Source organism: Enterobacter pseudoroggenkampii (assembly GCF_026420145.1).
GTDB lineage: Bacteria > Pseudomonadota > Gammaproteobacteria > Enterobacterales > Enterobacteriaceae > Enterobacter > Enterobacter pseudoroggenkampii.
This window is the reverse complement of sequence record NZ_JAPMLV010000002.1, coordinates 417,767-431,265: the sequence shown is the minus strand read 5'-3', so window position 1 is coordinate 431,265 and position 13,499 is coordinate 417,767. Positions and strand designations below refer to the sequence as shown.

Sequence of the window (13,499 nt, the reverse complement as noted above, 5' to 3'; positions counted from 1 at the left end):
CTATCACCTACCTGAGAAATAAAAATGAAAACGTTACTGAATACCCGCCAGCTGGGTCGGGACGCTATTGTCGCGACCGTAGATAAGCACGTTTATACCGAAAACCGCGCCTTTGCCAACAGGCTTATTGACCGGATTGAATCCCATCCGCTGATGCGCAGCCCTATTTTGGCAAAAATGAACAGCGGCGAAGTTGATATTCAACAGATGCGCGTATTCCATCTGGAATTTTATCACGCGTTTGCGCAAGTCTTTACCGATGCCGTTATTGAAGCGTTAAGCGCGGCGAAACAGCTGGAAGCGCCGCTGGGCGCGCAGGCGAAAATGGCGGCCCGTTTTCTGCTGCAAATCAACCTGCTGGATGAGCTGGGCTTCCACCCTGGCGAAGACGCCGAGGGCAATTACAACGGCCAGCCCGCGCTGGCGCACTACGTGCAGTTCTTTACGACCATCCAGCAGCTGGGGATGACGGAGCACGAGGTGAAATCCTGGCTGCCGATGTCCAGCTCTCTGGCCTGCCGCGCAACCTTCGAGAATGCCTATGGCGACTATACCCAGCTGGTGGGTTTGCTGGCCGTGGCCGAGACCGTCTTCCATGACTTTGCCACGCCGTGGGCAAAAGGTGTTGATAAAGCAACGGATATAGACGTCACGAAGGGCTATCACAGCATCCATGTAGAAAGCGAAACGGGAGAGTCCATTGAAGATGGTCACTCCGAAGATGCATGGATCCTGTTCTGCCAGGCGCTGACGGAAGACCGCTACGCCGAGATGGAACAGCGTGTCGATCTGTGGCTGAAGGTCTGGAACGACTTCTGTAACGATCTGCTGGCTGGCCGCGCCGGAAAATAATCTTCCCACCCTCATTACATTTGAAAATATAGAGCGAATTATGATGCCGTCTCATCAGTTGTTTAACAGGGGATATCATTCCTTCAACCAGCTTTTGCCCGAACTTGCTGTTCAACAGACTACTCAGACGGCATTTGAATTCGTCCGCAGCGCCAGTGAAATTCACAGCCAAAGCTATGACCAGCTACACCAGCGCGCCGCGTCGCTTGCAGAGGCTTTAATGCAGTACGGGCAGCGGGGCGACAGGGTCATATTGCTTTATCCGGATGGTGAAGATTTTATTGGCGCTTTTTTTGGCTGTCTTTACGCCGGCAGGGTGGCGGTTCCGGTTCCGATGCCCGCAAAATCATCAGGAAGCGCGTGGGAGCGTTTTGCTGGCGTATTACGTAATGCGCAAACGGACTGTATTGTTACGACAGCCAGGGGGGCAGAAACGCTAGGCCAGCTATCACTTCCGTTATCCCCGCTTATTTTTACCTTCGACAAACCCGACACGTCCGCGCTTCCTGCGGGTTATCGTCTGCATCATCTTGAACGCACCTTTTCCGGGGCATTTCACCCCGTTCCGGTGGCAGACAACGATCTGGCTTTTTTACAGTACACCTCGGGTTCGACGGGCTCCCCGAAAGGCGTGATGGTAACCCATGGCAACCTGTGGGCTAACTCACATGCTATTCACCGCTTTTTCGGCCACCACAGCGAAAGCCGGGGCACGATCTGGCTGCCGCATTTTCATGATATGGGGCTTATTGGCGGGCTACTGCAGCCCGTGTTCGGCGCCTTCCCCTGTCGGGTGATGTCGCCCATGATGTTAATGAAAAATCCCCTTAACTGGCTCAAACAGGTCTCTGACTATCAGGCCACAACCTCCGGCGGCCCTAATTTCGCCTACGATCTGTGCGTGCGTAAGATTGGCCGAGAGCAGGTTGAGGCACTGGATCTTTCGCGCTGGGACGTGGCTTTCTGTGGCGCAGAGCCGATTCGGCCCGCCACGCTCAAGCAGTTTAGCGAACACTTTGCGCCCGCAGGGTTTCGGCCCGGCGCGTTCCTGCCCTGCTACGGCATGGCGGAAACCACGCTCATCGTCACCGGAATGGACAAAGGGCAAGGGCTCCGCGTGTCTGACGAGGCCGGTGCGGTGAGCTGCGGGCAGGCTCTGACTGATACCGAGGTGCGTATTGTCGATCCTGACCACCATCAGCCGCTTGCTGACGGTGAGAGCGGAGAAATATGGCTGCGTGGTCCGAGCGTTGCCGCCGGATACTGGGCCAATGATGCCGCCACGCGCGAAACCTTCCGGGCGTCTCTGGCAGGCGATCCGTACCCGTGGCTGCGCAGCGGCGATATGGGTTTTCTCCAGTTCGGCCATTTGTACGTCACCGGACGGCTCAAAGAGCTGCTGATTATCAACGGCCAGAACCACTACCCGACGGATATTGAAGAGACGATCCGCCAGTCCGCTCCCGCGCTGGCGGAAGCGACGGTCTGCGTGTTTGCCAGTGAAGACGAGCGCCCGGTAGCGCTGCTTGAGCTGATGAAGCGCCATAAAAATGATCTCGATATGGCGACGCTGGCACCGTCCGTGACCGCGGCGGTGGCGGAGCGTCACGGCATTACGCTGGATGAACTGCTCCTTGTCGAACGAAGGGCAATCCCCCGAACCACCAGCGGGAAATTACAGCGCACCCGCGCGAAGATGATGTATCAGCAGGGGAGCCTGGACGTGGCCTGGCGTAGCCGCCAGGACGCGTCAAAACCGCTTGAACACGCGGGGGAAACCCCTCCCGCGCTGGCGGCGCTGATTGCCGGGATAATCGGCAACACGCTGAACACGACGATCGGCGAATCCCGGTGGGATGACGCGTTTACCGGCTTTGGCTTGAGCTCTTTGCAGGCGGTGGGCGTCATTGGCGAACTTGAACAGCGGCTGGGCCGCGAGCTCTCTCCCGCGCTGATTTACGACTATCCCACCATCAATCAGCTGGCGGTCGCGCTGCGAGAACCGGCTGCGGTCCGGCCGGTCAGCGCCGCCGTCGCGGAAAGCGCCATTGCGGTGATTGGTATCGGCGTGGAGCTGCCGGGGCATAGCGGCGTGGAGGCGCTGTGGTCGCTGCTGCAGCAGGGCCACAGCACGACCGGCGAGATCCCGGCGCAGCGCTGGCGTACCTCGTCCCTTGACGGCTTTAACCGTAAAGGCAGCTTCTTTGACGAGGTTGACGCCTTCGACGCAGGCTACTTCGGCATCTCTCCCCGCGAAGCCGTCTATATCGATCCGCAGCATCGTCTGCTGTTAGAAACCGTTCAACAGGCGCTCACCGATGCCGGCCTTAAGGCATCCTCCCTGCGCGGTAGCGATACGGCGGTTTATGTCGGGATCAGCGCCAGCGACTATGCCCTGGCCTGCGGCGATAACGTCTCGGCCTACAGCGGCTTAGGCAACGCGCACAGCATCGCGGCCAACCGAATTTCTTATCTTTATGATTTAAAAGGGCCAAGCGTCGCTGTCGACACGGCGTGCTCTTCCTCGCTGGTGGCGATAGAGGGGGCAATGCAAAGCCTGCGGGCCGGACGGAGTTCTCTGGCCATTGCCGGAGGCGTTAATCTGGCGCTGACGCCGCATTTGCAAAAAGTCTTCACCGATGCCCAGATGCTGGCCCCCGACGGCCGGTGTAAAACCTTTGACGCCCGCGCCGATGGTTACGTTCGTGGCGAAGGGTGTGGCGTTGTGGTGCTTAAGCCGCTTTCGCAGGCGCTGGCGGATGGCGATCGGGTTTATGCCACGCTGGTGGCGAGCGCCGTGAACCAGGACGGCCGCAGCAACGGCATTACCGCGCCAAATGGCCCATCGCAGCAGGCGGTCATCCGGCAGGCAATGGCGGATGCCGGGGTGGACAGCGACAGCATTGACTATATCGAAGCGCACGGGACGGGAACGGCGCTGGGCGATCTGATTGAATATCAGGCGCTGGAAGCGGTATTTGCGGACCGGAAAAAAACCGCACCTGTCCAGGTGGGGTCGATTAAAACCAACATTGGCCACCTGGAGGCGGCGGCGGGCGTGCTGGGCGTGGTGAAAACGTCTCTGATGTTGCACTACCGACAATACGTGCCGCACCTCAACTTCCAGCATAAAAACCCGCATATTGCGGCGATTAGCCGTCATGTTGAGGTAAGCGGTGCGCAGCCTGCCTCATGGCATGCCGATGGTGACGTACGCTACGCGGGCGTAAGCAGCTTTGGCTTCGGCGGCACCAACGGTCACGTGATTTTGCGCAGCGCGCCAGCGGTGGAAAAACGCCAGGAGCCCGCTGCGCCCCACGGCCTGCTTCTGATCGGTTCACATGATGAAGGGGCGTTTCCCCTTCAGCGGGAGGCGGTCAAAAAAGGGTTATCGACATGTCAGGAGAGCGATATCGCCACCTGGTGTCGGCTGGTGAACACCCGCTACGATGCGGCCCGCTATCGCGGCGTGGCGTATGGCGCGGACCGCGCCCAGCTGGCGGACAGCCTTGCGCAGCTCACGGCCTGCAAAGCAGGTAAAGCCCAGCCTCAGGTCTGGCTCTTCCCGGGGCAGGGCACCCAGCAAATCGGCATGGGGGCCGAGCTGTATCACCATCTGCCGCACTATCGCGCCCAGTTTGACGCGCTGGCGACGACCATCCGGCAGCGTTATCAGATTGATATCACGCAGGCGCTGTTTGCCCGTGACGATAGCTGGCAGCGCTGCGCCAGAACCTGCCAGCTCTCCTTATTTGCCTGTAGCTACGCGCTTGCTCAGAGCGTGATGCAGTTTGGACCCCGTCCGGCTGCCGTGATGGGGCACAGCCTGGGAGAGTACTGCGCGGCGGTCATCGCAGGCTATCTCTCGCTCGACGACGGGCTGGCTATGGTTCATCAGCGCGCGCTGTTGATGTCAGCCCTGACGCAGGAAGGGGCGATGGCGGTTGTCTTCAGCGGTGAAGCCGAGGTGCGCCAGCTAATTTCACCCTGGGCGGGTGACATTGATATTGCCGCATTCAACACCCCGACGCTGACCACCATCGCAGGTAGCCAGACGGCGATTGACGCCTGTCTCCAGGCCATTTCTGCTCAGGGCGGCCACGCCAGAAAAATTAAAACCGCCAGCGCATTTCACTCCTCGATGATGGATCCGATCCTCGGTGCCTGGCGCGAGTGGCTGGTCAACAACGTCACCTTCACCCGCGGGACGATCCCGTTTTACAGCAACCTGAACGGCGAGGCGTGCGACCAAACCGACGCCGACTACTGGACCCGGCAAATTCGCCAGCCCGTTCGTTTCCTTCAGGGCGTGCAAAACGTGCTTGCGCAGGGTGAGTTCACCTTTATCGATCTGAGCGCGGACAGTTCGCTGGGCAAATTTGTGACCGCCACCGACCGCCGTCACCGGGTGCTGGCCGCAGGCGATCGGCGACATGAGTACAAATCACTGCTGACGCTGCTGGGAACGCTGTGGCAGCAAGGGCACGACATCAACTGGAGCGGGCTGTACCACGCGACCACGCGGGAGGCGTTAAACCTGCCTGCCATCCAGTTCTGCCGCAAACGTTACTGGCTGGCGGATGAGACGCCAGCGCAGACCCCATCTGCAAAAGAGGACGCTATGTCAAATCAACACCATTTAGCCGCTGAAATAAAAGCGATTATTGCCGGTTTTCTTGAGGCGGATCCCGCCACGCTTGACGACGAACTGCCCTTCCTGGAAATGGGGGCGGACTCGCTGGTGCTGCTGGATGCCATCAATACCATTAAAGACCGCTACGGCGTGGCTATCCCGGTACGGGCGCTGTTTGAAGAGCTCAATACGCTGGACGCGGTGATCGGTTATGTGGTGGAGCACGCGCAGCCAGCGGCGGCGGCGGCTCCGCTCAGCACCCCGGCAACCGCCGGGCAGGCGGCACAGCCTGCCGTGGCCATGCAGGAAACCAGCAAGCCGGTGCCTGGCGCGGTTCAGGATCTGATTGCCCGCCAGCTGGAGCTTATGTCCAAGCAGCTCACGCTGCTCAACGGCACGGCGCAGACTCTCCCGATGCCCGTCGCGCCAACGATGCCGGATGTCATCGCGCCAGCGCCTGTCGCCACCCCGGCCGCACCGGTGAAGGCCAGCGCGCACAGCAGCTGGTTTAAAAAAGAGACGAAAAAGCTCTCCCTGGGCGCCGAGCGCGACCAGCATCTGGCGCAGCTCACCCAGCGGTTTGTCGATAAAACAGGCGGGTCGAAACGCAATGCCCAGCAGTACCGCGCCGTGCTGGCGGATAACCGGGCCTCTGCGGGCTTTCGTTTATCCACCAAAGAGATGCTTTACCCCTTAGTGGGGGAACGCTCTCAGGGATCGCGCATCTGGGACGTCGATGGCAACGAGTATATTGATTTTACGATGGGGTTTGGCGCCAACCTGCTGGGGCATGCACCGGACTGCGTGCAGCAGGCCGTTGCCGACCAGCTGGCGCAGGGCATGCAGATTGGGCCGCAAAGCGCGCTGGCGGGCGAGGTGGCAACGCTTATCAGCGAGCTGACCGGCCAGCAGCGGGTGGCATTTTGTAACTCCGGCTCTGAAGCGGTAATGAGCGCCGTGCGCCTGGCGCGCGCCGTGACGGGGAAAAATAAAGTCGCGCTGTTTAGCGGCTCATATCACGGCGTGTTTGACGGCATTCTGGGGCGGCAGCAGGGCGGAGAAACCCCCGAGCGCGCCACGCCGATTGCCGCCGGTACGCCGCCATCGCTGGTGGACGACCTGCTGGTGCTCGATTACGGCAGCGAAGAGAGCCTGGCGCTTATCGCCCGCTATGCCGCCGAGCTGGCGGTGGTGATCGTCGAACCGGTGCAGAGCCGTTATCCCGACCATCAGCCGCGCGAATACCTGCATACCCTGCGCGAGCTGACGACGACCCACAATATTGCGCTGATGTTTGACGAGGTGATCACCGGTTTCCGTCTGGCGGCCGGCGGCGCGCAGGCGTATTACGGCGTTCAGGCGGATATCGCCTCCTACGGTAAGATCGTCGGCGGCGGTATGCCGATCGGCGTGATTGCAGGCTCCAGCCGCTTTATGGACAGTATCGACGGCGGATTCTGGCAGTATGGCGATGACTCCTGGCCGCAGGCTGAACTGATCTTCTTTGCCGGTACCTTCTCCAAGCATCCGCTGACCATGGCGGCAAGCAAAGCCGTGCTGGAGTACATCAAAGCCCATCCGGCGCTGTATGACGACATCAACCAAAAAACCGCGCGTCTGACGATGTCGCTAAATACCTGGTTCTCTGCAACCGGTACGCCGATTGAGATCGTCTCTGCCGGCAGCCTGTTCCGTTTCAAATTCAACGGCAACTACGACATCCTCTTCCACCACCTGATGCTGCGCGGCATTTTCATCTGGGAAGGGCGTAACTGCTTTGTTTCGGTCGCACACGCGGACGAGGATATCGACCGCTTTATTGCGGCGGTAAAAGAGAGCGTTAACGCCATGCGCGTGGACGGCTTCTTTGGGCAGGCCGGATTGCGCCCCGACACGCGCTATGCCGTTGCAGACAGCCAGCAGCGTTTTCTGCAGCTGGCCGCGCGGGATGAAAGCGGGCGGTTGGCCGGGACGATCGGCGGCGTCATTGAAACGCCGCGCAACGTAGACAGCGAGATCATGCTTGCCGCCTGGCAACTGCTGTGCGAGCGCCATGACGCGCTGCGTATGCAGTTCACTGACGCAGGCGAACTTCAGGTGGCCCTGGCGCCCACCGTCGATATCAGCGAGGAATACGCGGCGCCTGCCGCCTGTCTCGCTGAGTTTGCCGCGCGTCCCTTTGACCTGACCGCCGCGCCGCTGGCCCGACTGCTTCTGGTCCGCCATGAGGGGAAAACCACGCTCGCCATCGCGGCACATCATTCGGTGGCGGACGGCTGGTCGTTCATGGTGATGCTGCGCGAGCTGCTGCATCTTTACGATGCCCTGGCGTCGGGTAAACGCCCTGACCTGGCGGCTGCGGCAAGCTATCTGCAGGCTATCCGTGCGCAGAACATCGTCAGCGAGGCAGCGCTACCTGCGCGTCTTGCGGCGCTTCCTGCCCGCCGGGCAACGCCAGACGTCCTTACCGTGCTGGCACCTTCCCGGACGTATCAGGGGCAGCGGCTGGTACAGCGCTTGTCGTATCCGGGCCTGACCGCGCAGCTGCGCAAAGCCTCCGCTGGGCTGCGGGTGACCCGCTTCGCGATGCTGAATGCGCTCTTTACCCTGACGCTTGAGAAGGCGGTCGGTCATTCCCCGGTGCCGGTCGGCGTGCCGGATGCCGGGCGGGATTTCGGGCAGGGCGATGCGCTTGTCGGCCAGTGCGTCCGGCTGTTGCCGCTGTGTATCGACAGCGCCGCCTGTGCGTCGTTATCTGATGTCGCCAGGGCAATCCATGACGGTATCCTCGCGCAGCGCGACGAGCCCGCCCTGCCGTCACGCTGCTTCCACGGTCAGGATGCGCCGCTTCCGCTGCTGGCGACCTTTAACGTCGAGCCGCATGCTCCGCTGGCAGAGCTGCGGCAGTGGGAGGCCAGCCTGTCGCTCCTCCCGATCGGCGCCGTCGAATTCCCGCTGATGGTTAACATTCTCGAGACGAAAGAGGGGCTGTCCGTCGAGCTGGACTACCAGATACGCTATTTCACCGAGGCGAGCGCCCGTGCGTTGCTGGAGCACTTCCTGAAGGCGATAACCGTGCTGGCCGAGCAGGGCGAAGAGGCTGCCGAAGCATTATTCTCGTCGTCAGAGGTACTGGCCGCATCATGAAAAAGCTGACGATTATCGTCCTCGCAGGCGCCGTGCTGGCGTTCGTGGTTAATCTGCTGATCGATGCCGGACTGTTTTATCAGGTGCAGGAGCGCGGCGGTGAACAGTGCCAAAAAATCACCGGCATTGAGGGCGCGGAGGATATCGCGCCCTTATCGGATGGCGGGGCAATAGCCAGCAGCCTCAACCGACACGGCAGCGCGCCCGGGGCGCTCTATTATCTCAACGGCAGCGACAGGCCGCAGCGATTAGCCGGTGACTATCCGGATGCCTTTTTCCCGCACGGTATCGATGTCTGGCAGCAGGAGGGCGAGACGTGGATCTACGTGGTGAACCACCGTCCCCAGGAGGACAGCATTGATGTGTTTCGCTTTAATCGCGCGCAGATGCGTCTTGAGTATCAGCCCGCCCTGTCGCGCGCGGTCGGAAACAACATCAATGATATCAGCGTGATTGATAAAACCCGCTGGCTGCTGACGCGGGACCACCGGTGGACGGGCTTCGCGGGACGCGTGGAGGACTATCTGCGACTGCCGCTCTCCAGCGTCCTGCTGGCAGACGAGGCGGGGCTGCATACCCTGATCGATGACCTGCATTTTGCGAACGGCATTTACTACAACCGACAATTGGGGCGTCTGTACGTGGCGGAAACCACCCGCGGCGCGGTGAGCAGCTGGGCGTGGCAGCCGAATGAGGCTGCGCCCGTCCTGCTGGGGCGCTTCAGCGGTCTGCATGGCGTCGACAATATCCTGCCGGACGGGCAGGGAATGCTGGTGGCGGCGCACCCGCAGCTTCTGAAGCTGGCCGCCTATCAGAAAGATGCCCAGGCGCGTTCACCGTCCATGGTGTGGCGGCTGACAACCGGTGCACAGGGTGAAATCAGTCAGGCCACTATTTTCTATCAAAGCCACGGTGCGTCGCTGGCGGGAGTCAGCGTTGCCGCGCCCATGGGCGGAAAAGTGATGATGGGCAGCGTCTTTGACGACGGGCTGCTGCTGTGCGGGGAGCAATAAGATGCTGAAGAGATGGTTTTCCCGCCGCGGTCATTTTCAGGGGACGCTTGAGGGACATGAATTCCCCCTGCCGTCCGGCCATACGCTTCTCGAAAGCGCGCTCAACGCCGGCGTTTCCCTGCCGTATAACTGCCAGGTCGGCTCGTGTAAATCCTGTCTTTGCCGGGTAACGAGCGGCAAGGTGCGTTCGCTTGTCGACCTGAGCTATTTGCTCAGCCAGGAAGAGATTGCCGCTGGCCACGTGCTGGCATGCCAGTGCCTGCCAGAATCGGATTTAACGCTGGCCGCGGCATCCGCGTCCTGGACGCCTGCGCGAGTTAAGCGGGCTGTTGCGCTCTCATCCACGGTATGGCGCGTGACGCTGCTGGCGGAGCAGGCGTTGCCCTTTCAGCCAGGACAATACGTTCAGGTCGGTCTCGAAAAGGATAAGGATATCCGGAGCTTCTCCGTGAGCTGGCCGAGCCAGGGGCGAGAGATTGTTCTGGATATCACGCGCCGTGAAGAGGGGCGGCTATCCCCACTGCTGTGTGATGAACAGGCGACTGGACTGAAGGTATGGCTCTCAGACTGCCGGGGGCAGTTCGGCCAGCGGGATGACGGTAGCGGTCCTCTGCTGGCTATCGCCAGTGGATCGGGACTCGGAACGACGCTGGGTCTGGTCCGCGCCGCGCTGGCGCGTCATCCCCACCGCGAGGTCATGCTGATCCACGCGGTTCGCAGGCGGCATGACACATTCGACCTGCAGGAACTGCAGCGTCTGCGTCAGCACTATCCCGGTTTTCACTATCTGCACGCGTTATCCCGGGAGCGTGAGGTTCAGGCGATGGAGCTGGCAGGACGCATTACCTGCTGGCTGGACGACTGGCGCGCCCTCTATCCCCGCCGGACGGCGGTAGCCGAATGGCGCGTCGTGATTTGCGGCAATCCCGCGCTGGCGCAGGCGTGTCGGCAGAGGCTGCTCGCCGGAGGGGTGATGAGCCACCTGCTTGAAATGGACTGCTTCTCCCCGCCGGTCGGTGCAAAAAACAGTCATAACAATAAGGAGCCCGTATGTTGAGTTACCTGAGATTTGCCCTTGTCCCCTGCGTTTTTTTACCCCTAACCGCGCTAACGACCGTGCTCGGCGGCGTGTGGATCGTCGTCTCTATCCTCTGCGTGACGCTGAGCTATCTCCTTTTCGATAACGCAACCACGCACGACACCGCCGATCGCCACTACCGCCTGCCGGCGCTGCTGGAAATCATCCCGTATTTACAGCTCCCAGCCGCGCTGCTGGCGTTGTTCGCCCTTATCTGGCAGGCCGCGCCGGGCGATCTGCTCGGGTTTGGCGCATGGCTTTCCGCCCTGACCGGTCACAACATCATGGCGCTGCATCACCTTACCCAGCCTGAGCTGCTGCTTGCGGCGGTCTCCACCGGCTATACCATGAGCACCAATACCGTGGTGGCCCATGAGCTTATCCACAAAACCCACAGCCTGGCGGCGATGATGGTCGGGCGCTGGCTTCTGGCGCTGGTCGGCGATGCGCAGTTTTCGATTTCACACGTCTATTCGCATCATCCTAACGTGGCGACCCCGGCGGACGGCGCGACGGCGCGTCGTGGGGAGAGTGTGTATCGCTTCTTTATCCGTTCTTCTCTGTCGCAGTATGTTGAATCCTGGCAGGTGGAAGCGCAGCGGCTGTCGCTTCAGAACCGAGGCGGCGCCATGCTGGTGAACCGGGTGGTGAGCGGGGTGCTGATGAGCCTGCTGATCGTGGCAGTCTGCTTTACGGCGGCGGGCGTCCGGGGCGCGCTGGCGTGCCTGGTGACCATGCTGGTCTCTAAGTTCCTGTTTGAAACGGTGAATTATATCCAGCACTACGGTCTGGTTCGTCTGCCCGGCACGCGCGTGGAGCCGCGACACAGCTGGGATTGCAATAACCGGGCCTCGTCGGCCGGTCTGCTGAACCTGACGCGCCACTCCGATCATCACACCCATCCGCGTCGTGAATACTGGAATTTGCAGGCGCACAGCTACGCGGTGGGAATCGAAAAAGGGTATGTCGCCCATATTTTTTACGCGCTGATCCCGCCGCTGTGGTTTAAGCGAATGGAAGCAAAACTCGCGTACTGGGACGAACACGTTGCCAGTGACGCAGAGCGTGCCCTGATCCGTCAGTCTGAATCATCCGCGGTTAAGTCCACTGTTCCCTGTGTTTCCGGAGAGTCCCATGAGTGAGCAATTTGATCGACTAATTGAGCAAGCCTACCAGCAGTATCGTGGCCCCGCCTACCTGCGCTCGCCGATGGTGTCATGCGTGAAGGCCGGTATCCGCCTGATGGATCGGGTTGTGCCGGGGGCGACCGCCGACTGGCTGGGCAATCGGTTTTTTACGCCGCGCCGGGTGCCGACGCGTGCAGGCGATAAAGAGATGACGGCGCTGGCGAGCCGCATTGAGTCTCTCCCTTTGAGTAATGGTAAACATGCGGTGGTGTACCGCTGGGGCAGCGAGGGACCTACCGTGCTGTTAGCCCACGGCTGGGAGTCGAGGGCTTCCCACTTTGGCAGGCTGATCAAGACGCTGGTCGAAAAGGGCTTTCAGGTCATCGGGTTTGACGCCCCCGCACATGGCAACGCGGCTGGACGTCAGAGCAGCATCGTCGAGTTCATTGAAATCATTGAACAGCTGGCGCAGCAGGAAGGGGGTTTTGACGCGATTGTGGCGCACTCGTTTGGCGGGTTATCCGTTATTAATGCGGTAAAAGCGGGATTGCGGACCCGCGCGCTGGTTATCGTGGGGGCGCCGACGCACTTTAGCGGGCTGGTCACCAAATATGCCGCGATCCTGAATCTCCCGGGTCGTCAGCAGCAAAGGCTACGACGGTATATTGAAGGGTACTTTGGTATTGGCGAGGCGGTCTGGCAGCGCTTTAACGCCTATGAGGGGCTGCAGCAGGTCGATCAGCCGGCTCTGGTTATTCACGACAGCAGCGATGACATCGTATTGCGGGTCGAAGCGGAATGCCTGGTCAACGCCTGGCCTGGCGCGAGGCTGGCAGAGACCCACGGTCAGGGACATAATCCGCTGCGCCGTCCGGGGGAGGGCATCGACATGGTGATGGCGTATCTGGCTCCCTTGCTGGCGTCAGGCAATGAGCGTGATAACCCTGTCGCCTGAGAGCTGATAATAGCCCTGGATCCGGCTGCCCTTTACGCGTTGAGGTGACAGCGTCTGGGTCAGCTCCAGGGTGATCCTCTGCTGTTCAGGCGCGATGTGGCACACGCGGGCCGCGTCAAAATCGAGGGCGCGGCCAACCTCAGGATAGAGCGCCTTATAGAGACTCTCTTTCGCGGAAAAGGTGATGAGTAGCGCGCTGGCCTCGTCGATCTGGCTGGCGGCAAGACATTTCCGCTCCTGCGGTGTGGTAAACAGGTGCGCTGTCCGCTGCATCATCCCGGGGGCAAAAAACTCAATGTCGACGCCCGGCGTCAGGCCAGACGCCTCTGGCGCGATGACCGCCAGCGCCCACTCATGAGAATGTGACAGGCTTCCCCGCCAGCCGGAAGGCCACACCGGAGAACGATCCGGCGCGTTGCCCGGCGTAGCGTCACAGCCGAAGGATCTCAGCACCCGCTGCGCGGCGTAACGCGCCGCAAGATACTCCGCCCGGCGTTTTACCACGGCGCCGTTGAGCGGAACGGGAAAAGGGATGCCCCATTTATCAAAGAGCCCGTCATGGTACTCGTGCACGGTGAATGAGACCAGGCAGTAGCGCAGTGCGGGGAAAGGGGCGACGTTGCCCATCTCAACGGAGTGAATAAAAGGGGGCGCGGAATCCGTGTTTATCGCAGTAAACATAGCAGGGTTTCGG

7 protein-coding genes are annotated in these 13,499 nt (G+C 60.9%); 6 read left to right on the top strand and 1 reads right to left on the bottom strand.

Annotation, left to right across the window (positions count from 1 at the left end; translation table 11 throughout):
• Nucleotides 1-24: 24 nt before the first annotated feature.
• The 6 genes from OTG14_RS15200 to OTG14_RS15175 are packed head-to-tail and all read left to right on the top strand — an operon-like array spanning nt 25 to nt 12,805.
• Complete coding sequence (locus OTG14_RS15200) at nt 25-852, top strand: hypothetical protein (RefSeq protein ID WP_032651384.1); 828 nt, start codon at nt 25-27, stop codon at nt 850-852.
• Nucleotides 853-892: 40 nt separating this feature from the next.
• Nucleotides 893-8,632, top strand: coding sequence for a type I polyketide synthase (locus OTG14_RS15195; protein WP_267215329.1), 7,740 nt, complete (start codon nt 893-895; stop codon nt 8,630-8,632).
• Nucleotides 8,629-9,645 (top strand): arylesterase, encoded by a 1,017-nt coding sequence (locus tag OTG14_RS15190; protein WP_024907305.1) that lies wholly within the window; start codon nt 8,629-8,631, stop codon nt 9,643-9,645. The genes OTG14_RS15195 and OTG14_RS15190 overlap by 4 nt, the downstream gene beginning before the upstream one ends.
• A gap of 1 nt (nt 9,646) precedes the next feature.
• On the top strand, nt 9,647-10,702 hold the full coding sequence (locus tag OTG14_RS15185) for a 2Fe-2S iron-sulfur cluster binding domain-containing protein (RefSeq protein WP_267215328.1): 1,056 nt from the start codon (nt 9,647-9,649) through the stop codon (nt 10,700-10,702).
• Nucleotides 10,696-11,865, top strand: a complete 1,170-nt coding sequence (locus OTG14_RS15180) for an alkane 1-monooxygenase (RefSeq protein WP_267215327.1) — start codon at nt 10,696-10,698, stop codon at nt 11,863-11,865. The genes OTG14_RS15185 and OTG14_RS15180 overlap by 7 nt, the downstream gene beginning before the upstream one ends.
• A complete protein-coding gene (locus OTG14_RS15175; protein WP_090419361.1) occupies nt 11,858-12,805 on the top strand; it encodes an alpha/beta fold hydrolase in 948 nt (315 codons plus the stop codon). Before OTG14_RS15180 ends, OTG14_RS15175 begins: the two co-directional genes overlap by 8 nt.
• Here OTG14_RS15175 and OTG14_RS15170 read toward each other — a convergent pair.
• Entirely contained in the window at nt 12,773-13,486 is a 714-nt protein-coding gene (locus OTG14_RS15170) for a 4'-phosphopantetheinyl transferase family protein (RefSeq protein WP_267215326.1), read from the bottom strand. The two genes, OTG14_RS15175 and OTG14_RS15170, sit on opposite strands and share 33 nt — an antisense overlap.
• Nucleotides 13,487-13,499 lie beyond the last annotated feature (13 nt).

Bases quoted from the DNA above. Each gene is read 5' to 3' on its own strand.
- OTG14_RS15200 (WP_032651384.1), top strand. From the start codon at position 25: ATGAAAACGTTACTGAATACCCGCCAGCTGGGTCGGGACGCTATTGTC.
- OTG14_RS15195 (WP_267215329.1), top strand. From the start codon at position 893: ATGATGCCGTCTCATCAGTTGTTTAACAGGGGATATCATTCCTTCAAC.
- OTG14_RS15190 (WP_024907305.1), top strand. From the start codon at position 8,629: ATGAAAAAGCTGACGATTATCGTCCTCGCAGGCGCCGTGCTGGCGTTC.
- OTG14_RS15185 (WP_267215328.1), top strand. From the start codon at position 9,647: ATGCTGAAGAGATGGTTTTCCCGCCGCGGTCATTTTCAGGGGACGCTT.
- OTG14_RS15180 (WP_267215327.1), top strand. From the start codon at position 10,696: ATGTTGAGTTACCTGAGATTTGCCCTTGTCCCCTGCGTTTTTTTACCC.
- OTG14_RS15175 (WP_090419361.1), top strand. From the start codon at position 11,858: ATGAGTGAGCAATTTGATCGACTAATTGAGCAAGCCTACCAGCAGTAT.
- OTG14_RS15170 (WP_267215326.1), bottom strand. From the start codon at position 13,486: ATGTTTACTGCGATAAACACGGATTCCGCGCCCCCTTTTATTCACTCC.